Annotated in this window: 16 protein-coding genes and 1 pseudogene; 8 read left to right on the top strand and 9 right to left on the bottom strand. The window is 71.5% G+C overall.

Annotated features, from left to right (window positions below; translation table 11 throughout):
• The first annotated feature begins 70 nt into the window (after positions 1 to 70).
• Together BMZ82_RS13460 and BMZ82_RS13455 are read left to right on the top strand one after the other, a co-directional pair.
• Positions 71 to 2941: a SpoIIE family protein phosphatase gene (locus BMZ82_RS13460; RefSeq protein WP_256251895.1), complete on the top strand. Its 2871-nt coding sequence runs from the start codon at positions 71 to 73 to the stop codon at positions 2939 to 2941.
• Positions 2942 to 2993: 52 nt separating this feature from the next.
• Positions 2994 to 4262, top strand: a complete 1269-nt coding sequence (locus BMZ82_RS13455; protein ID WP_093775218.1) for an MFS transporter — start codon at positions 2994 to 2996, stop codon at positions 4260 to 4262.
• Here the strand turns inward: BMZ82_RS13455 and BMZ82_RS13450 are convergent.
• On the bottom strand, positions 4152 to 5234 hold the full coding sequence (locus BMZ82_RS13450; RefSeq protein ID WP_093775216.1) for a GlxA family transcriptional regulator: 1083 nt from the start codon (positions 5232 to 5234) through the stop codon (positions 4152 to 4154). The genes BMZ82_RS13455 and BMZ82_RS13450 overlap by 111 nt on opposite strands.
• A 71-nt stretch (positions 5235 to 5305) precedes the next feature.
• Here BMZ82_RS13450 and BMZ82_RS13445 point away from each other — a divergent pair, with 71 nt between their 5' ends.
• Both BMZ82_RS13445 and BMZ82_RS13440 read left to right on the top strand, forming a co-directional pair.
• Positions 5306 to 6652 carry an MFS transporter gene (locus BMZ82_RS13445; protein ID WP_093775214.1) on the top strand — a complete coding sequence of 449 codons (1347 nt, stop codon included), beginning with the start codon at positions 5306 to 5308 and terminating at the stop codon, positions 6650 to 6652.
• Positions 6653 to 6821: 169 nt separating this feature from the next.
• Positions 6822 to 8408 carry a multicopper oxidase family protein gene (locus BMZ82_RS13440; RefSeq protein ID WP_177244481.1) on the top strand — a complete coding sequence of 529 codons (1587 nt, stop codon included), beginning with the start codon at positions 6822 to 6824 and terminating at the stop codon, positions 8406 to 8408.
• A gap of 73 nt (positions 8409 to 8481) precedes the next feature.
• Here BMZ82_RS13440 and BMZ82_RS13435 read toward each other — a convergent pair whose 3' ends face one another.
• From BMZ82_RS13435 to BMZ82_RS13415, 5 genes are all read right to left on the bottom strand, one after another.
• Entirely contained in the window at positions 8482 to 9078 is a 597-nt protein-coding gene (locus BMZ82_RS13435) for a flavin reductase family protein (protein ID WP_093775210.1), read from the bottom strand.
• 74 nt (positions 9079 to 9152) lie between these two features.
• Entirely contained in the window at positions 9153 to 9956 is an 804-nt protein-coding gene (locus tag BMZ82_RS13430; protein WP_093775208.1) for an enoyl-CoA hydratase/isomerase family protein, read from the bottom strand.
• A 29-nt stretch (positions 9957 to 9985) separates the two neighbouring features.
• Complete coding sequence (locus BMZ82_RS13425; protein ID WP_093775206.1) at positions 9986 to 12244, bottom strand: acetate--CoA ligase family protein; 2259 nt, start codon at positions 12242 to 12244, stop codon at positions 9986 to 9988.
• A gap of 186 nt (positions 12245 to 12430) precedes the next feature.
• The gene (locus BMZ82_RS13420; RefSeq protein ID WP_093775204.1) at positions 12431 to 13909 is read right to left on the bottom strand and encodes a flavin monoamine oxidase family protein; all 1479 of its coding nucleotides are present in this window, start codon (positions 13907 to 13909) and stop codon (positions 12431 to 12433) included.
• 224 nt (positions 13910 to 14133) lie between these two features.
• Complete coding sequence (locus BMZ82_RS13415) at positions 14134 to 14424, bottom strand: hypothetical protein (RefSeq protein ID WP_093775202.1); 291 nt, start codon at positions 14422 to 14424, stop codon at positions 14134 to 14136.
• A 195-nt stretch (positions 14425 to 14619) separates the two neighbouring features.
• Between BMZ82_RS13415 and BMZ82_RS13410 the strand changes: the two are divergent.
• The 3 genes and pseudogenes from BMZ82_RS13410 to BMZ82_RS13400 form a co-directional block, all read left to right on the top strand.
• Positions 14620 to 15219: pseudogene (locus BMZ82_RS13410) on the top strand (DUF5819 family protein); the annotation flags it as partial.
• Positions 15216 to 16283, top strand: a complete 1068-nt coding sequence (locus BMZ82_RS13405) for an HTTM domain-containing protein (protein WP_371271205.1) — start codon at positions 15216 to 15218, stop codon at positions 16281 to 16283. The pseudogene BMZ82_RS13410 and the gene BMZ82_RS13405, both read left to right, overlap by 4 nt.
• A gap of 67 nt (positions 16284 to 16350) precedes the next feature.
• Positions 16351 to 17178 carry a serine hydrolase domain-containing protein gene (locus BMZ82_RS13400; protein WP_256251893.1) on the top strand — a complete coding sequence of 276 codons (828 nt, stop codon included), beginning with the start codon at positions 16351 to 16353 and terminating at the stop codon, positions 17176 to 17178.
• Positions 17179 to 17248: 70 nt separating this feature from the next.
• Here the strand turns inward: BMZ82_RS13400 and BMZ82_RS13395 are convergent, their stop codons facing one another.
• Positions 17249 to 18463 (bottom strand): flavin-containing monooxygenase, encoded by a 1215-nt coding sequence (locus BMZ82_RS13395; protein ID WP_093775198.1) that lies wholly within the window; start codon positions 18461 to 18463, stop codon positions 17249 to 17251.
• 183 nt (positions 18464 to 18646) lie between these two features.
• On the opposite strand from BMZ82_RS13395, the gene BMZ82_RS13390 reads away from it, so the two are divergent.
• A complete protein-coding gene (locus tag BMZ82_RS13390; RefSeq protein WP_093775196.1) occupies positions 18647 to 19048 on the top strand; it encodes a Zn-ribbon domain-containing OB-fold protein in 402 nt (133 codons plus the stop codon).
• A 156-nt stretch (positions 19049 to 19204) separates the two neighbouring features.
• Here the strand turns inward: BMZ82_RS13390 and BMZ82_RS13385 are convergent, their stop codons facing one another.
• Entirely contained in the window at positions 19205 to 19396 is a 192-nt protein-coding gene (locus BMZ82_RS13385; protein ID WP_093775194.1) for a hypothetical protein, read from the bottom strand.
• Positions 19397 to 19407: 11 nt separating this feature from the next.
• Entirely contained in the window at positions 19408 to 20259 is an 852-nt protein-coding gene (locus BMZ82_RS13380) for a helix-turn-helix domain-containing protein (protein WP_107487658.1), read from the bottom strand.
• Positions 20260 to 20301: the final 42 nt, after the last annotated feature.

Genomic DNA, 20301 nt, shown 5'->3' with positions numbered 1-20301 from the left:
TGTGCGGCGGGTCGTGCGCGGCGGCCCGCGCGTGGGTCGCGTGCCTCTACGCCACGTCCACGCCAGGGAAGTGATCCTGTTGTCCGTCGCCTGGGACGCCATCGGTGGGCTCGTCGACGCCCACGAGCGGTTTCTGGCCGGTGCGCGGGTCGACTCGGACGTCCGGGACTCGGTGCTCGACTCATGGAAGCGGTGCCGGTACGCGGGCGTCGAGCCGGACCGGCTGCTGAGCCCGTATGCCTCGGACCTGGCGCTGGACCACCGGTTCCTGCACGCTGTCGAGCCGGTGCTGAAGCGGCTGACCGTGTCGCTCGCCGAGCTGAACACGACCATCGCGCTGTGCGACGGACAGGCCCGGATGGTCGAGCGCCACGGCGGTGACCGCAAGCTGCGCGCCCGCCTCGACGGCGTGAACTTCGCCCCCGGTTTCGACGCCTCCGAGCGGGCCGCCGGCACGAACGGCGTCGGCACCGCGCTCGCCGGGCGCAGCCCCGTCTATGTCGCCGGGCGTGAGCACTTCGCCGACTGCCTGCAACCCTTCGCCTGCGCGGGCGCGCCCATCCGCGACCCCCTCAGCGGCCGTATCGAGGCCGTCCTCGACCTCACCTGTCTGCGCGACGACGGCGACCCCGCGATGATGCGGCTGGTGCGGGAAGCCGTCCGGGACGTCGAGACGCGGCTGCTGGAGCAGGCCACGGAGCGGGAGCGGGCGCTGCTCACCGCGTACCGGCGGGCCGACCACCACGCGCGCGGCGGCGACCACGACGGTGACGGCGGCGGGTGGCCGCCCCGGCCGCAGTCCCGGCTCCAGCCGCTGCCCGCCCCGCCCGGTCACCGGGTCACCCACGACGGCAGCGCGCTCGGCCCGATCGACCTGGCCGTGCTGCGCGAGAAGGCCGAGGAGCTGATCGCCACCCCGCACCGCACCCTCGACGAAGTGGTGCTGTCCGGCGGCCGGACCGCCACCCTGCTGCGTCGCCAGGTGAGAGGGGCGGCGGGTGAGACGGGTGTGGTCGTCGAGGCCCGCGTCCTCGGCGGCCCGCGCCTGCGCCACACGGGCCCCACCGCCGTCACCCCGGCCGCGCCCTCGCCGCCACCGTCTGTGAAGTCGGCCCGGACGCCTCCCGTCGTCCTCCGTGCCGTCCCCGCTCCGCCCCCGGCCCCGCCCTCGGAGGCCGGCGATGCCGACGCAGCCGCCGATGCCGACGCGTGGCTGCTTCTCGTCGGTGAACCCGGTGTCGGGCGGCTCGCCGTGCTGGCCCGGCGGCGGCTGGAGCTGCTGCACGACGCCGGGGTCCGGATCGGCACCACCCTGGACGTCGCCCGCACCGCCGAGGAACTGACGGAGGTGGCCGTCCCCCGCTTCGCCGACTTCGTCGCCGTCGACCTGCCCGACTCCGTGCTGCGCGGCGAGGAGCCGGGGCTGCTCGGCGCGGACACCCCGTTGCGCCGGGTCGCGCTGGGGGCCGTGCACGAGGGGTCCTGGCTGTACGGGGTCGGGGCCGCCGTCCGGTACGTGTCCTCGACGCCGCAGGCCCGCGCCCTGGAGGGCAGGCAGCCGGTGCTCGAACCCGAGCTGACCGTGGACGGCGGGTGGGTCGCGCAGGATCCCGCGCGCGGGGAGCGGGCGCTGAGGGCGGGCATCCACTCGCTGATCGCCGTGCCGCTGCGGGCCCGGGGCGCGATCCTCGGCGTGGCCGTCTTCTACCGCTCCGAGCGGCCCGCGCCCTTCGAGGACGACGACCTGTCGCTCGCCCAGGAACTGGCCGGACGTGCGGCGATCTGCATCGACAACGCCCGCCGCTACACCCGCGAACGCAACACCGCGCTCGCCCTCCAACGCAGTCTGCTTCCGCGCGGGCGGTCCGAGCAGACCGCCGTCGAGGTCGCCTACCGCTATCTGCCCGCGCAGGCCGGAGTGGGCGGGGACTGGTTCGACGTCATCCCGTTGTCCGGCGCGCGGGTCGCGCTGGTGGTGGGGGACGTCGTCGGCCACGGTCTGCACGCCGCCGCCACCATGGGACGGCTGCGTACGGCCGTACACAACTTCTGCGCGCTGGACCTCGCCCCCGACGAACTCCTCACCCACCTCGACGACCTGGTCGGACGGCTGGACCGGGGCGAGGGCTGGGCCGTGGAGAACACCCACCAGGACTCGGGGATCGTCGGCGCGACCTGTCTGTACGCCGTCTACGACCCGGTGTCCCGGCGCTGCACCCTGACCCGCGCCGGGCACCCGGTTCCGGCGGTCGTCGGTCCCGACGGCACGGTGGACTTCGTCGATCTGCCGCCGGGGCCGCCGCTGGGACTCGGCGGGATGCCCTTCGAGACCGTCGACCTGGAACTGGCCGAGGGCAGCCAACTGGTGCTCTACACCGACGGGTTGATCGAGGACCGGCTCCGGGACATCGACGTCGGCATGGACCGGCTCCACACCGTCCTGGCCTGCGTCGACCGGGCCCCGGAGGACACCTGCGAGGCGGTCCTCGACGCGCTGCTCCCCGCCCGGCCGAGCGACGACGTGGCTCTGCTGGTCGCCCGTACGCGCGCGCTCGGGCCGGACCAGGTCGCCGAGTGGCCCGTGCCCCGCGATCCGGCGTTCGTCTCCCGGGCCCGCGCCGCGGTCATCGACCAGCTCGCCGCCTGGGGCCTCGACGAACTGGCCTGCACCACCGAACTCGTGGCCAGCGAACTGGTCACCAACGCCATCCGCCACGCCACCGGCCCGGTCCACCTCCGCCTGCTCCGCGACCGCGCCCTGATCTGCGAGGTCTCGGACGGCAGCAGCACCTCACCGCGCCTGCGCCGGGCCCGCACCGAGGACGAGGGCGGCCGAGGCCTGTTCCTCGTCGCCCGGCTCACCGAACGCTGGGGCACCCGCTACACGGCCGAAGGCAAGATCATCTGGACCGAACAGCCGCTGCCCTCGCCCTTGCGCTGAAAGTTATCCACAGGCTCGGGACGGTGTCGGCGACAGCGCCTACCGTCGTGGCATGAGCTATCGCGACGTCGCCTCCAAGCAGATGCTGGTCTGGGCCTGCACCGCTGTCGGTGCCCGGATGCCGGTTGCCATGGCCCCGTTGGCACTGGTGTTTCTGGTGCGGGAGCGGGCCGGTGGCTACTCGCTGGGGGCGGTTCTCGCGGCGGCCTATGTCATCGGGGAGATCGTGGGCGCTCCGGTGCTGGGGATGCGGCTGCGGCGGGAGCGGGCGCGGGTGCAGTTGGCCGCCGGTCTCGCGGGCGGGGCCGCCGGGTTCGCGGGGCTGGGGTGCTTACCGGGCGCGCCGCCCGGCGTCCTCTGCGGGTTCGCGTTCGTGGCCGGGGTCGCGCCGGCCGCCGCCACCGGGGGGCTGCGCACGCTGCTCACCGGGCTGGTGCCGGAGCGGGCGGCGGCGCAGGCGTTGTCCGTCGAGTCGATGCTGATGGCGGGGGTGTGGGCGGTGTCGCCGGCTGCGGTCGCCGGTCTGGCGCTCGGTGTCGCGCCCCGGGTGCCGTTGCTGCTCGCCGCCGTCCTGATGGCGTCGTCGGTCGCCGGTCTGCGGCTGCTGCCCGCCGCCTGGGGGGTGGACGACACCGGTGGCGGGGCGCGGCTGCGGGTGCTGGTCGGGGCGTGGCCGGTGTATGTCACGGGGGCGGCCAGTCTGGCGCTGCTCGGACTGGCCGAACTCGTCCTGCCCGCGCTGCTCGAACAGCGGGGCGTCGGCGTCGGCTGGTCCGGGCCGCTGCTGACCGGGATGGCGGTGGGCGGCGGGCTCGGCGGCTTCGTCTACGGCCTTCGGCGCTGGCCGGGGCTGCTGCGCACGCGCAGTGTGATCCTGATGGCCGGGGTGTCGGTGTGCGTGACGTTCGCCGCGCTCATACCGGAGGCGGCGGGGATCGCGGCGGCGCTGGTCGTGGGCGGCGCGCTCCAGTCGGGCGCGCTGCTCACCCGGAACCTCTCCCTGCGCGAGGCGCTCCCGCCGAGCGCCCTGGCCGCCGGCTACTCGGTCATGTACGCGGCGGCGGGGGTGGGCTACGCCGCCACCGGGTCGCTCGCCGGCGGGCTGCTCCGGGTGGTCGCGCCGTCGACGGCGATCCTCGCCGGGGTGGGGCTGACGCTGCTGCTCACGGGGGTCGGCTGGTGCGGCGAGGCGCGACAGGCCGCCGTCCGTTCAGCGCACGGCACCCAACTCGCCGCCCGTTCCGCTGCTTCCGGTGCTTGTGTGGCTTCCGGCGCGGAAGGTTCGGAAGGTGCGGCGATAGGCGGTCGGGGTGACTCCTAGGGCTGCCTGTAGGTGTTGGCGCATGGACTGGGCGGTGCCGAAACCGGCGTCTCGGGCGATCTGGTCGACGGAGCGGCCGGTCGACTCCAGGAGGTGGCGGGCCCGCTCGACGCGCTGCTGGGTGAGCCACTGGCCGGCGCTGACGCCGGCCTCCTCGCGGAAGCGGCGCGTGAAGGTCCGTACGGACATGGCTTCCTGTTCGGCCATGTCGCGCAACTGGATCGGCTCGTGGAGGCGGCCCAGCGCCCACGCGCGGGCGGTGGTGGTGCCGGCCTGTTGCGCGTCGGGCACGGGGCGCTCGATGTACTGCGCCTGGCCGCCGTCGCGGTGCGGCGGTACGACGGTGCGGCGGGCGACGTCGTTGGCCACGGCGGTGCCGTGGTCGCGGCGCACCATGTGCAGGCACAGGTCGATCCCGGCGGCGACGCCGGCCGAGGTGAGGACGTCGCCGTCGTCGATGAACAGGGCGTCCCGGTCGACGTCGATCTTCGGGAAGAGCCGTTGGAGGCGGTCGGCGTCGGCCCAGTGGGTGGTGGCGGGGCGGCCGTCGAGGAAGCCGGCTGCGGCCAGGACGTACACGCCGGTGCAGATGGAGGCGAGGCGGGTGCCCGGCCGGAGGTGAGCGAGGGCGGCGGCGAGGTCGTCGGTGAGCACGCCCTCCTCGAAGACCGGGCCGAGCTCGTACGAGGCGGGGACGACGACGGTGTCGGCGGTGGCGAGGGTCTCCGGGCCGTGCTCGACCATGATCGCGAAGTCGGCGTCGGTCTCGACGGGGCCCGGTGGCCGCACGGAACAGGTGACGACCTCGTACAGATGCCGTCCCTCGGCGTCCTTGGGGCGGCCGAAGATGCGGTGCGGGATGCCCAGTTCGAAGGGGAGCAGGCCGTCCAGGGCCAGGACCACGACGCGGTGGGGGCGGAAGCCGGGGCCGCTTCCGGGGCTGGAGCCGGGGTGGCTGTGGGCGGGGCTCATGGCCCGATCCTAGCGAATGCTGACCTTCGGGCCAGTGGTCGTGGAAGGTCGGACATCGGACTCTTACTGGCGTGACCCAGACAAGCGAGGCTCCCGCAGTCAAAGACGAACAGAAGCCCCCCGCCCGAGGCCGTGTCCCTCGGGTCCGGATCCATCGCGCGTGGTTCGTCGCCGCCGTCACGTTCGTCACGATCATCGGCGCGGCGGCCTTCCGGTCGCTTCCCGGGCTGCTGATCGATCCGCTGCACCAGGAGTTCCACTGGTCGCGGGGCACCATCGCGCTGGCGGTCTCGATCAACCTGGCGCTGTACGGCCTCACCGCGCCGTTCGCGGCGGCGCTGATGGACCGCTTCGGCATACGCCGGGTCGTCGCCGTCGCCCTGACCGTGATCTCGGCCGGCTCGCTCCTCACCGTGTGGATGACGGCGGCCTGGCAACTGCTCCTGTACTGGGGCCTGTTGGTCGGTCTCGGCTCGGGCTCGATGGCGCTGGCCTTCGCCGCGACGGTCACCAACCGCTGGTTCACCGAACGCCGTGGCCTGGTCAGCGGCATCCTGACGGCGGCCTCCGCCTCCGGCCAGTTGATCTTCCTGCCGCTGCTGTCATGGATGATCACGCGCTACGACTGGCGTCCGGCGGCCGTGACGGTCGCGCTGGCCGCGCTCGCCGTCGTCCCCTTCGTCTGGCTGCTGCTGCGCGACCACCCGGCGGACGTCGGCCAGAAGCCGTACGGCGCGACGGAGTTCGTGCCGAAGCCGGCCCCGGTTCAGGGCGCTGCCCGCCGCACGCTCCGGGTGCTCTTCAAGGCGGTCCGCACGGGTCCGTTCTGGCTGCTCGCCGGCACCTTCGCGATCTGCGGCGCGTCGACGAACGGCCTGGTCCAGACCCACTTCGTGCCCGCGGCCCACGACCACGGCATGCCGGTCACGGCGGCGGCCTCGCTCCTCGCGGTGATCGGGATCTTCGACGTCGTCGGCACGATCGCCTCCGGCTGGTTCACGGACCGCTTCGAGCCGCGCCGGCTGCTGGCGGTGTACTACGCGCTGCGCGGCGTCTCGCTGCTGTTCCTGCCGATGCTGCTGGCCCCGTCGGTCCACCCGCCGATGATCTTCTTCATCGTCTTCTACGGCCTCGACTGGGTCGCCACCGTCCCGCCCACCCTGGCGCTGTGCCGCGCGCACTACGGGGAGGACAGCGCGATCGTCTTCGGCTGGGTCCTCGCCTCCCACCAGGTCGGCGCGGCCCTGGTCGCCTTCCTGGGCGGGGTGGCACGGGACACGTTCGGCTCGTACGACATGGTCTGGTACGCGTCGGGGGCGCTGTGCGCCGCGGCGGCGCTGATGGCGTTGGTCATCCGGCGGAGGCCGACGGGGACGGCGGCGACGGCGGGGACGGTGCCGGAATTGGCGGGGGCCTGATTCCGCCCCGAACGGCGATCGGCGTACGCGTCGCGCGGGTCGCTCGCGACTACTCCACGTATTATATGGATACTTTCCGTGACGGATGCCGTGCCGTGCTGTGCCGTGCTGTGCGGTGCCCGTCGGAGTCTGTTGCCGTTGCCGTCGGCTGTTCGCGTGGAGGCGATTCGTGACACCACCGTTGGCTCGTCGTGGCGTGCTGAAGTGCCTGCCGGTCGTCGCCGGGGCGGTCGTGGCCGGCGGGACGACATCGTCGTACGCGATCGCGCGGCCGGAAGCCGGTCCTGCTGCCGCTCCCGCTCCCAGCCCCGGCCCCGGCCCCGCTCCCGGTGCTGCCTTTCCGCAGCCGGAGACGCGGAGGACGCCGTCGGCCAAGGGGGCGGCGGGGCGGTTGGACACGCGGTTGACCGTCGAGTTCACCGAGCGGACGGTCGCCGGGGTCGGCAGTATGTCAACGCGGACCTACGAGGGGTCGATCCCGGGGCCGACGTTTCGGGTGCGTCCGGGGGACACCCTTGAGATCACGCACGTCAACGCGTTGCCGCCGAACACCGGGATGCACCAGGGCGTCAACGTCCCGCATCACTTCAACACCTACAACCTGCACACCCACGGCATGCACGTGGACCCCACCGGCGACGCGGACAACGTCTTCCGCGCCTTCGAGCCCGCCGACACACCCGGGGAGACCACGACCTACCGGAGCAGCATCGCCGTCCCGGACGATCATCCGGCCGGTACGTTCTGGTACCACCCGCACCATCACGGGTCCACGTCGACCCAGTTGGTGGGCGGTATGGCGGGCGTGATCATCGTCGAGGGCGACGTCGACCAGGTGCCCGAGATCGCCGCCGCCAAGGACGTCGTCGTCTGCATCAACGAACTCAAGCTGTCCGCCGGGCAGGTGCCGGACCTGGTCTCGCACGGCACCTACGAGCGCATCGCCTCGACCTTCCTGGTCAACGGCGCGAAGAACCCCGTGCTGACCATCGCGCCGGGGGAGGTCCAGCGCTGGCGGGTGGTCAACGCCGGGCCGCTCACCGCTCACTACCTGAGCCTCGGCGGGCACGAGATGCACCAGATCGCCTGTGACGGCATCACCTTCATGAAGCCCGTCACCACCACCGGCGTGACGCTGCCGATGGGCGGGCGGACCGACCTGCTGATCCGTGGCGGCAAGCCCGGCACCTACCGGCTGAGCGGCGGCGGCGCTTCCGATCCCCTGATGACGCTCGTCGTCACCGGCGCGGCCCGCTCGATGTCACTGCCGGAGAGCCTGCCCGGCCTGCCCACCGACCTGCCCGCGCCCACCCGTACCCGTGCGCTGACCTTCCGCAGCGACGAGAACGTCTTCTCCGGGGCCTTCCCGAACGCCTACCGCATCCTGGGCGACGGCGAGACGCCGACCGCCGACACCCGGGCCGGCCGACGCGACCTTGCCTGGGGCCGCTTCGCACCCGACTTCGTCAACCAGCGCATCCGCCTCGGCCAGGTCGAGGAGTGGACCGTCGGCAACGACTCCCGCAGCCACAGCCACCACCCCTTCCACCTGCACACCAACCACTTCCTGCTCACCGCCGTCGACAACCGCCCCCTGGCCACACCCGTCTGGCACGACACCGTCGCCCTTCCGCCCCAGGGCACGATCACCTTCCGGCTGCGCGCCGAACGCTTCACCGGCCGCTCCATGCTGCACTGCCACCAACTCCAGCACGGCGACGAAGGCATGATGCAGATCGTCGACTACGTACGCTGAGCTGCGGGGCCTGGTCGGCGAAACTCCCACAGAAAAACAGCCCTCAGGCGAACTGCCCTCAGACGAACTGCCCTCAGACGAACCGCCCCTTGTGGAACAGCAGCGGTTGTCCGGCCGTGGCGTCGTCGTCGCCCGCGCCCAGGGCGTTCACCCGGCCTACGACGATGAGGTGGTCGCCGCCCGTGTGGACCGCGTGGATCGCGCAGTCGATCCAGGCGAGGGTGCCGGTGAGGCGGGGGGCGCCCGAGACCGGCGCGGCGTCGTACTCGACGCCCGCGAACTTGTCCGTGCCGCTCCTCGCGAAGGCGCGGCACAACGGACCCTGGCCGGCGCTCAGCACGTTGACGCAGAAGACGCCCGCGTGGGCGATGCGCGGCCAGGTCGTGGACGTGCGGCCGACCATGAAGGCGACCAGGGGCGGGTCGAGGGAGAGGGACGAGAAGGACTGGCAGGCGAACCCCGCCGGCCCGCTCTGTCCCTCGGCGGCGGGCGCCGTCACGATCGTCACGCCCGACGCGAAGTTCCCCAGCACACGCCGGAACTCGTCCGGGTCGACCGGCGCCCGCTCGTCCTCCCGAACACACCGCAACTCGGGCCGCGGCAACACCTCGACCGGCCGGCCCACCTTCAGGTAGCGAACGGCCGCTGCCGCCATCCCCGCATGTCCCATCACGCCTTCCATTGAAACTGACGGGATGTCAGATGGGAAGGGAAGCGCGACCGTTGCCTTCCCGGGGGGTCGTGTCACCGGCCCCTGAACTTCGGCTCGCGGCGTTCCGTGAAGGCGGTCAGGCCCTCCCGTGCGTCTGCTGTTGTCATGTTGAGTTCCTGGGCGGTGGCCTCGGCGGTGAAGGCGGTTGGGCGGGGGGTGTCGAGGGAGGTGTTGACGAGGTGTTTGGTCAGGGCCAGGGCGCGGGTGGGGGCGTTGGCCAGGCGGGTGGACCATGCGCGGGCCGTTTTCTCCAACTCGCTGTCCGGGAGCACTCGGTTGACGAGGCCTAGGCGTTCCGCGTCGGGGGCGGTGAGGGCGTCGCCGAAGAACATCAGTTCCTTGGCGCGCTGCGGGCCGATGAGGCGGGGCAGGAGGTAGGCGCCGCCGCCGTCCGGGACCAGGCCCCGGCGGACGAACACCTCGATGAAACGGGCCGATTCGGCGGCCAGGACCAGGTCGCAGGCGAACGCGAGGTGGGCGCCCAGGCCGGCCGCGGTGCCGTTGACCGCGGCGATGACCGGTTTCTCGCAGTCGAGGACGGCGGAGATCAGGCGTTGGGCGCCGAGGCGGAGGGTGCGGGTCACGTCGCCGGCGATGCGTTCGCCGCCCGTGGAAGCGCCCGTGGAGCCGCCCCGCAGGTCCGCGCCCGCGCAGAAGCCGCGGCCGGTGCCGGTGAGGACCACCGCCCGGACGTCCGGGTCGGCCGAGGCCTCCGCGAGGAGGTCGATCAGGTGGTCGCGCATGTCGGGGGTGAGGGCGTTGAGGGTCTCGGGGCGGTTGAGGGTGAGGTGGGTGACCTGGTGGTCGGTCGTTGTCTCGATCCAGCGCTCGGGCACGGGGATCCCCTCACCGTGTGAAGGGATCCTCACCGGCACACCGCCAGCGCGTCCAACGCCACCGCGCCCTGTCCCCAGGGCAGGACGACCAGGGGGTTGATGTCGAGTTCGGCGAGGTCGTCGCCGAGTTCCAGGGCCATGCGCTGGACGCGCAGGACGACCTCGACGAGGGCGTCCAGATCGGCCGGGGGGCGGCCTCGGACGCCGTCAAGGAGGGGTCGGCCGCGCAGTTCGGCCAGCATGTCGCGGGCCTGGTCCTCGCCGAACGGCGGTACGCGGACGGCCGCGTCGTGCAGGACCTCCACCAGGACGCCGCCCAGCCCGACCGTCACCGTCGGGCCGAACAGGTCGTCGTGGGTCATGCCGACGACCATCTCCACGCCCCGCTCGACCATTTGGCACACCAGGACGCCGTCCAGGTCCACGTCCACGCCCTCGTAACGGGCGATGTCCGTCAACTCGCGGTAGGCGTCGCGGACTTGGCTGGCCGAGGTGAGGCCGGTCTTCACCAGGCCCAGCTCGGTCTTGTGGGCGATCCGCGCGCCGGACGCCTTCATCACCACCGGGTAGCCGACCAGGCCCGCCGCCCGTACGGCCGCCGCCGCGCTCGTCACCAACTGCTCGCGCGGGACCCGGATGCCGTACGCCCGCAGCAGTTGCTTCGCCGCGTGTTCGCTGAGCTGCTGGCCGGGGCGGATCAGGAGCTGCGCCTTGCGGAAGGACGGGGACGGGGTGCGCGGGGCCTGGTCGAAGGGCGAGTGGTAGTCGCTGACGAAGCGGTGGTGGTCGAGGTGGGCGCGCACGGCCGTGACGCAGTTGGCGAGGGTGCGGAAGGTCGCCACCCGGGAGGAGCCCAACAGCACGTCGCGGTAGGCCGGTTCGGTGCCGACCGGGGAGCCCCAGACCACGCACACCAGCTTGTCCGTCCGCTCCGCCGCGTCCACCAGGTCCTGCACCAGCCGGTCGCTGAGCGGCGGGAACGGGCCCGTGATCGGGCAGATCAGGACCCCGACCGCCGGGTCGTCGAGGATCGCGTCGATGATCTTCCGGCCGCGCCAGTCGCCCACCGGGTGACCGCCGTTGTCGACCGGGTTCGCCACGTTCAGGTACTCGGGGATCCACTGGTGCAGCTCCGCCTGCTTGGCGGCCGACAGGGGCGGCAGCCGCAGGCCCGCCCTCGTCGCCAGGTCGGCCGCGTGGGCGCCGGTGCCGCCCGAGATCGAGTAGACGACGACGCCGTCCGCCTGTGGAGGACGGGCCCGCGCCAACAGGGCTGCGGTGTCCTGGAGTTCGTCCAGCCCGTCGACGCGGATCACGCCGTACTGGCGCATCGCCGCGTCGACGACCTCGTCCGCGCCGGTCAGCTTGCCGGTGTGGGAGGCGGCGGTGCGGGCGCCGGTCTCGGTGCGGCCCACCTTGACCACGACGACCGGCACCCCGCGCCGGGCGGCCCGGTCGGCGGCGAGGAGGAAGGACCGGCCGTCCTTCAGGCCCTCCACGTAGCAGGCGATCGCGCCGACCTCCGGGCGCTCGGCGAAGTAGGAGAGGAAGTCGGCGGTCTCCAGGTCGACTTCGTTGCCGGTGGGCGCCCAGTGCGAGAGGCGGACGCCGAGTTCCTGGAGGGCGAAGACCGGGCGGCCCTGGTGGCCGGACTGGGTGATGAGGGCGATCGCCGGGCCGGGGAGATCGTCCCGGAAGTGCTCGAAGGCGTTGAGGTTGGTGTTGGGGCCCAGCAGTCGTACACCTTCCCGGCCTGACCGACCGGACCGACCGGACCGGGCGACCGCTGCCGCGAGGCGTTCCTGCGCGGCGGCGCCCGCCTCGCCCGTCTCGGCGAACCCGGAGGCGAAGACGACCGCGAACTTCACTTTCGTCTCGGCGAGTTGCTCGATCACCGGCAACGGGTCCGCGACCAACAGCACGGCCAGATCGACCTGTTCGGGCAGTTCGGCGACGGACGGGAAGCAGGGCAGGCCGAAGACGGTCTCGCGGGTGGGGTGCACGGGATGCAGCCGCGCCCCCACCCGCTCGGCCCAGCCCACCAGTTGCCGGGTGACGCCGGTGTTCGGGCGGCCTTCGGCGTCCGAGGCGCCGACGACCGCGACCGACTCGGGCCGGAAGAACCGGTCCAGGTCGGGGACGTCCGCGTAGAGCGGCCGGCCGCTGACGTCGAGGTCGTCCGGCGCGGCCGGCCGACCGTGCACGGCGGGCCCGGGCTGCTCCCCGCACGCGATGACCCGGGCCCGGCGGGAGTCGGTGGTGAGGGTGCCGTGGGTTGATCCAAGCATCGGTCCGCCCCGCTCCTGTGTGACGTCCTTGTGTGACCACCAAGTACTGACGCACGTGACTGCGCATGTAACTGACGCTCTGTCAGATTACATTCCTGACGGTGTGTCAGGAATGGGTGTGCAGCAGAAGGATGCATGGGAGGGGGAGGATGGGAGGGGGAGGATGGGAGGGGGGAGGGGGGCGGCTTACAGCGCCGCCAGTACCTCCTTCGCTGCCCGCTCGCCCGAGCGGACGGCTCCGTCCATGAAGCCCATCCAGTGGGTGGAGGTTTCCGTGCCGGCCCAGTGGATGCCGTCGACGGGTTCGCGCAGGGACGGGCCGTACTGGGTCAGGACGCCGGGGGCGGCGATGGAGACGGGGCCGCCGCGCGTGTAGGCCTCGTTGTTCCAGCGTTGCAGGACGAAGGCGGTGGGGGAGGCCGCTTTCTCGCCGAAGTACGTCACGTAGTCCTTCAGTACGGCCGCCTTGACCTCGGTCTCGCTCGCCGCGTCCCACGCCCGCGCCTCGTCGGCCTCGATGAAGCCCATCAGGGCGCCGTAGGAGGCGTCGGGCGGGGAGTTGTCGAAGGTGGAGCTGACCACTCCGGTGTCGCTGACGACCTGGCCGTTGAGTCCGGCGGCACGCCAGAAGGGGGTGTCGTAGATCGCGATCGCCTTGCCGACCGAGGCCATCGGCAGCCGCTGGGTGAGCTGGTCGCGGGCGGCGGGCAGGAGGGGGTCGTACGTGATGCGGGCGGCGAGCGGCGGGGGTACGGCGACGATGACCCGGTCGGCGGTGACGGTGACGCCGTCGGCCGTGACGGTGTAGGTACCGGCGGTGGAGCGGGTGATCGTACGCACGGGGGCGTTGCGGACGACCCGGTCGCCGAGGGTGGCGGCGAGTTTGATCGGGACCTGCTGGGAGCCGCCGACGAAGCGCTGTTCCTGGGCGCCGTTCGCGGTCTCGGTGAGGCGTTCCAGGGTGCCGGGGGTCGACTCGTTGCCGGCGGCGGCGATGTAGAAGAGGACGAACAGGAGGGAGAGTTCCCGGGGTTCGGCCGAGAAGATCGAGGTGCAGGCCACGTCCATGAGGAACTTCGCCGACGGGACGACCGCGTTGGCGCGCAGCCAGCTCTCGAAGGTCTGGCGGTCCCATTCGTCGGCCTTGGCGGCGGTCCAGGGCGCGTCGACCGGGACCTGCTTGGCCATGTCGTCCAGCGTCGCCTGCACGATCGCGGCGTTGGCGAGCCCGGCCGCGTCGATCGGCGGGACCGACCCGAGGATGCCGTCGGTGGCGTACGGGGTCTTCTTGCCGTCCTTGTAGAGGAGGTTCTTGCCGGTGTTGTAGGTGGCGAAGGTGGCGACGCCGAGGGAGTCGGCGAGCGCCTTGACGCGGTCCTGGGTGGGGCCGATGAACTCGCCGCCGCCCTCGGTGACCCCGCCGCCCGGGAGCGCGAGGTTCACGACCCGGCCGCCCACGCGGTCGCGGGCTTCCAGGACGACGACCGTCTTCCCGGCGGCGACCAGGTCGCGGGCGGCGGTGAGGCCGGCGAGCCCGCCGCCGACGATCGCGACGTCGACGTCCCGGGTGGCGACCGCAGCGGCGGAGGTTGTCGCGGTCGCCGTGAGGGCGGTGGCGCCGGCGGCCACGGCGGCGGTGCGGCCGAGCAGGGAGCGGCGGGACATGTCGGGAGTGACGGGAGTGCCAGGAGTGCCGGGAGCGAGCTGTCTTTCACGTGCCACGTGCGTCCTCCGACGAGCTTCGAGAGCGACCCAAAAGATGAACAGGGCTCACATTCTGGGTCCGCACGAGGGCATGGGGCAACGCTCTCGTCACATTCGGCACACGTGTAACTGAGGGAAGTTCCAAGGGAGTTGAGGGCTTTCAGTGGTTCGGAAGCCGTGCCCTCCTACGGCTGTGCGGACTCCGTCTCCCCGCCGGGGCGTTGCGCGGAGGCGCGTCGGCGGGCGGCCAGCGTGGTGCCGGCGACCACCAGGCCGACGGCCACGATCTTCGCGGCTTGGTAGATCAAGGGGATGTCCGAGCCCGACCGGCCCAGAAACGCCCACAGCAGGAGGCCGATTCCCGCGAGAACCAGCAGGCCGCCGCCGACGGGGCCGCCGATCTCCGACCACCAGGGCTCGGGCGCTGCCCCCAACTCGCTTTCCACGCCCGGCTGTTCACGTTCCTCGGCTGTCATGTCTCGCACATTAGCAAGGTTCCGGGGAGGCGGCCGCCCGGCCAAAGGTCCTCCCTGGCCGCAGGGCCGCCGACGTCACACCTACCCCCAAATCACACCCACAGGCCATGCAAAGCAAACACAAAGCAGCATTCTTGCAAACCTCAATAGGTCGGCAGATCCGCGCATGTTTGCCTCGACCTCCAGCCGTACTTCGCGCAGAACTGGATGCTTTTCGCCCCGGATCCGGTGATGGTCGATCAGGGCATCATCGCGCGGGGCCGGTGCGGTGACGGCAAGGTCACCAAGTACTACGACGTGACAGCCCCGTCGATCCAGCGCGTCCACGACACCAGGTTCTTTCCCTCGCGCATGAGCCGGGTCGTAAGCAACGGCATCCAGCAGTACAACTCGACCGACGACCTCCTGAGACGCCTCCGCGAACAGAAAGAGACGAAGGACTCGCAGGAGTCGCAGGAGACGAAGAACTCGCGGGAAACGAAGGAAACGAAGGGGCCGAAGGGGTCGAAGGGGCCCAAGGCGGCGGCGAAGAAGCCGGGAGAGAATCCCATTCCGCTGATGCCGTACGAGAAGCGCACCCGCGATCAAGCGGTGAACTATCTCTCGCGGTTCGCGCTGACGCAGATGGCGCAGGCCTGCGGTGGCGGCGATGGCGGTGGTGGTGGCTTCCAGGCGGTGCAGGTCCGGATGTACGCCCGGTCCCTGCCTCCGTGGTCGCAGCGGAAGAACCCCGACGCCGGCGACAAGGTCGACGTCTACGACTTTCCATGGAAGAAAGCTGCTGATCTGCAGTGAACCTCTTGAACAAGATCGACGCCTGGGCCGGCCGCCCCGTGGCGGTCCTGGGCGTGTCGGGAACCCGCGCGTTACTGGGGTTCGTCGGCCTCATGTTCTATGTCAGCCAGTACGGGGATCGCCGCTATCTGTTCGGCCCCGGAAACGACACGCTGCTGCCCCATCATCTCTTCCTCGACGAACTGAAGGGGACGGGAAGTTCCAGTGTGTACGCCTGGAGCACGTCACCGGTCGCGTTCGAGGTTTTCTTTCACCTCGGATTGATCGCCGCGCTGGCTGTCACGCTGGGAATCGGCGGCCGTCCGGTCCTGGCGGTGCACGGCATATTGCTGTGGTCGCTCTATCAGCGTCAGTCGGCTCTGATGGACGGCGGCGACAATCTCATGCAGCTCGTCATCCCGATGCTGCTTCTCACGCGATGCTACGACCATTTCGCCTTGCGGTCCCCTCTGGGTAAGCGCATGACGCGGCGCATACCCGAGGTCGTTCGAGCGGCCGGTGTGCCACTGCATAATCTGGGAGTCGCGGCGATCGCCGCGCAGATGTGCCTGGTCTATATGGTCAGTGGTCTCTACAAGGTGCAGGGCCAGTCATGGCAGGACGGAACCGCGCTCTTCTACATCATGCGGGTTCCCGAATTCGAGTTTCCCGGCGTCTCGGAATTCGTCTACAACAATGATCTGCTGGTGTATGTCGGCACCTATGCGACGGTCATCTTTCTCGTCTACTTCCCCGTGGGAGTCCTGGTACCGGCCCTGCGCCCGTGGGCGGCCGCGGCGTCCATCGGTTTCCATCTCTCCATCGGCTTCTTCATGGGGCTCACGGGGTTCGCGCTGACGATGGTCGCCTGTGACCTCGTCTTCCTGTCACCCGAACTGGCCCGCGCGCTGAAGGCCGTACGAAGGCTGGCCGCGCGAGGCAAGGATCCGGGCGCGCGCCCCGCGGAATCGGCCGTGGAGGAAGAGGCCGTGGCGGACGTGACGGCAGGTGTCTCGGGTGTCTCGGGCACCTCGGACGCCTCGGGGCAGAACCGCGAACCGGTGGCGGCCGCTTCCGCCGAGTGAAAGGCTCCCTCCCTGTGAGACCTCCCCCCCCACCTGTGTCATCGGCAGTCACCTCGACGTTCCCCGGGTGACCGGCGGGCATGATCCCGACGCGTACGTCGAGTTGGGCTCCTTCACCAAGGTCCTGACCGGAACCGTCCTCGAGGTGCTCGCCGCGCGTCGCGTCGTGTCCCTCGACGACCCGGTCGAGCGGTGGCTGAGCGCGGCGGCGGGCACCGGTGTCACTCTCCGGCACCTGGCCGACCACACCTTCGGCCTGCCGCGACTGCCTCCCGACTCGGGCCTGTTCAACCCGTACCGGGACTTCACGCGGGCCCGGCTCGACGAGTTGGTGGGCCGGCTCGACAGCCTGGTCACCGCGAGACCGGGCGAGCGTGAGGAGTACTCGAACCTCGGGTACGCCGTGCTCGGCGCGGCGCTGACAGCAGCCGCCGGCGGGAGCTACGAGGAACTGGTCGTCGATCACGTACTCGCGCCGCTCGGCCTGACCGCGCGCGCGGTGACGGCCGTACCGCCCATGGACCAGCGCCTGTTGGCGTCGAGCCGGCTCGGCCGCCCCTCGAAGCCATGGGACCTGACCGGCGCGATCCTGCCCGCCGGTGGCATGTGGGCCACCACGCGTACGGCCGCGCGCCTGCTCACCGGGCTCGTCGTCGACAAGACCCTCGGCGAGCCCGCGCTCACCTGGCGCCGGGTCGGGGACGGGGAACGGCCGTTGACCTACCACAACGGCGCCACCCGAAAATCCCGGATCTTCGCGGGAGCGGTGTCCGACGGCCGCTGGGTGGTCGTGCACCGCCTCTCGGGGTCCGTCAAGGCAACGGACAGAGCCGGAGTGGACGAACTGCGCGCGGCGGCCGAGAGCAGTTCGGCTCTTGGCTCAGCCGGACCCTGAGGGGCCGTCCCTGAGGGGCAATCCCTGAGGGGCCGTCCCTGAGGGGTCAGTTTCTGAGGGAGGGCCACATCTAGCGGAGTTGGCGGCGGACGGCCTTCGCGATGCGCTCCGCGTCGATCGCCAGCTCGCGGAGCGTGCCGCTGATGGGGGTGGTGAAGCCGGTGAAGTACAGGCCGGGGGTGTCCTTAGGGGGGCGGGCGCCGTGCGCCACGGGTCTGCCGCGCTCGTCGAGTACGCCGAGGTGGCCGACCAGGCCCTCCAGCGCGCGGACGTATCCGGTGGCGGCGACGACGGCGTCCGGCGAGATCCGACTGCCGTCGGCGAGGAGGACCGTGCCGCCGTCCTTGACGCTGTTTTCGCTGGCGTCCGCGAATTCCGCCACGGCGGCCACGATCTCCACCTGGCCCTTGCGGACGGCGTCGATCAGGCCGACGTCCTGGACCGGGATGGCGCCGTCCTTGACGCGGGAGTAGAGGCCGGTGTCGGGGCGGGGCAGGCCGTGCGCCGACAGGTCCGGCACGCTGAGCCTGGCCATCGGCCGCGCGAGCCGGTCGACGAGGCGGACCGGCAGCCGTCGTACGAGGATCGCCGTGTACTGCGCGGCCCAGCCGGCCGTCGAGCGGCGCACGATGTGCGGGGCGGTGCGCACGGACAGCCGTACCCGCGCCGCGCCGCTCTCCACCAGGTCGACGGCGATCTCGGCGCCGGTGTTGCCGACGCCGACGACGAGGACGTCCCGGCCGGCGTAGTCCTTGCCGCTGCGGTAGCCGGACGCGTGCGTGAGGTCGCCGGTGAACGTCGCACGGCCGGGCCAGTCGGGCAGGTGCGGGGTGTGGTTGTAGCCGGTGGCGACGACGACCGCCGCGCCGACCAGCTCGCGCCCGCCGGTCGCGCGCAGCAGCCAGCCGGTGCCGTCCGGGGTGCGCTCCACGCGCGTGACCTCGACGCCGGTGACGATCTCCAGCTCGTGGACCTCGGCGTACTTCTCCAGGTACCGCACCACGTCCTCGCGGGCCACCCACCGCCCGAACCTGCGCGGCATCTTCAGCCCGGGGAGGGCGGAGAGGCGGCGGGTGGTGTGCAGATGCAGCCGGTCGTAGTGGCGCCGCCAGGACGCGCCGACCCCGTCGGCCTTCTCCACGACGACGGCACGTATGCCCTGGGCACGCAGCGCGTACGCGGTGGCCAGCCCGCCGGGGCCGCCGCCGATGACGTAGACGGGGCGGTCGGCCGGGTTCGCGGTGGTGATCGCCTGGGGGGCCGGGCGGGGTGCGGAGTCTTCCATGAGCGCGAGCGTAATCACGTGCGCGGTTGATGGGTCTCGGTCAAGAGGGGAATTGGTTGCGGATCGATCACGTGTGGGGGAGAGGTGGGGGGAGATTGTGACGTAGGACGCGTGGTTGTGACCGTACGGGGAAGACCCCCTCGCCCCTTCCCGGGGCAGCCTGCCTGACGTACCGTCAGTTTCATGGACGCCCGTTTCGACGTTCCCGAGATCGACGCCTTCACTCGTACGTACTGGGACGCGGCAGCCGAGGGCCGCCTGCTGATCCGGCGCTGCGGCGCGTGCGGGCGGGCCCACCACTACCCCCGGGAGTTCTGCCCGCACTGCTGGAGCGAGGACGTGACCTGGCAGGACGCCAGCGGCCGGGCCACGCTCTACACCTGGTCCGCAGTCCACCACAACGACCTGCCACCGTTCGCGGCGCGAACCCCGTACATCGCGGCGGTCGTGGACCTGGCGGAGGGCCCACGGATGTCCACGGAGGTGGTGGGCGAGGGGCAGGTGCAGGTGCAGGGGCTGCGGGCGGGGCTGGAGCTGGAGGTCACGTTCCGGGAGGGCGTGCCGGTGTTCAGGCCGAAGGCCTGAAGTGAGTTCCTTCGCCCGGGTTCGTACGTCGTCGGCCGCGCCGGTCTCGCCCGGCGGTGTGTTGCGTCGGGAGCGTACGTGTTACTGCGCACGAGCGCCGACACCCGCAGCGCGCTGCGGTGGCTGCGGGCGAGGGCGGGACGGTCAGGCGGGCGGCTACAGGAGGTGGTCGGCCTTGCCTGCCTTGATTTCGAGGATGAGGGCGCGGAGGGCGTCGTGGGTGTCGGTGAGGGGGGTGTCTTCCTGTCCGGCGACGGCGATGTAGGCGTTGCCGGAGGGGTCGGTGCCTATGCGGAAGCAGTTCGCACCCTCGGCGCAGTAGGGGTCTTCCCAGGTGATCTGGCTCATCGTGATGCTCCTCAAAGGCGGCTGGCGATGGCGTGGATGAAGTCGCGCGAGTCGGCCGACGGCAATGATGCCGTCTCCATCCAGTCCAGGTGCGCACGGTACTTGTCGAGTTGGGACTGGCCGTGCAGGAACTCGGGACCGTGTGCCGAGTCGAGTTCCACGGTGTCGAGTTGGGGCACGGGACCTTCGGCGTAGATGACGGCCTGCCCGGCGCCGGGGAAGGCGCCGGCCCGGAAGGGAATCACCCGTACGTCGATGTTCTCCTGCTCGGACAGCTCGCAGAGGCGGTCGAGTTGGGCCCGCATCACCTTCACGCCGCCGAACTCGACGTGCAGGGCCGCTTCGTGGACGTAGCCGACGTAACCGACGGGGTTCTCGCGGTGCAGCACCTGCTGGCGTTGGAGGCGCAGGGCCACGCGCAGTTCGACCTCGGCCTTCGACAGGGGAGGCAGGGCGGCGGCGAAGAGGGTGCGGGCGTAGGCATCGGTCTGGAGCAGGCCCGGTACGTGCATGGCCAGACCCGCCCGCACCCGCTTGGCATGCCATTCCAACTCGGCGATGTCCATGAGCGCTGCGGGGACTTGACCTCGGTAGGCGTCCCACCAGTCGCGCGTGCGGCCGGTTGCCATGTCGGCGAGTGCGTCGACATACGCCTGGTCGTGGCAGTCGTAGTTGCAGGCGAGGGTCCGCAGGCGGTCGGGGGTGATGACGCGGACACCGGACTCGATGTTGGAGATCTTCGTCCGGTCGATGCCGAGCAGTCCTGCGGCGTACTCCGTCGGTACCTGCGCCGCGAGGCGCATCTTTCGCAGTTCGGCGCCCAGTCGCTTCTGGCGTTCGCTGGGTGTTGCCCTTGGCGGCATAGGTCACTTCCTCCGATGGTCGCGGCGTCAGTCTGCCCGTTC

The sequence above is a fragment of the Streptomyces sp. yr375 genome (assembly GCF_900110755.1).
Classification (GTDB): domain Bacteria; phylum Actinomycetota; class Actinomycetes; order Streptomycetales; family Streptomycetaceae; genus Streptomyces.
This window is presented reverse-complemented; position numbering and strand designations above follow the sequence as displayed.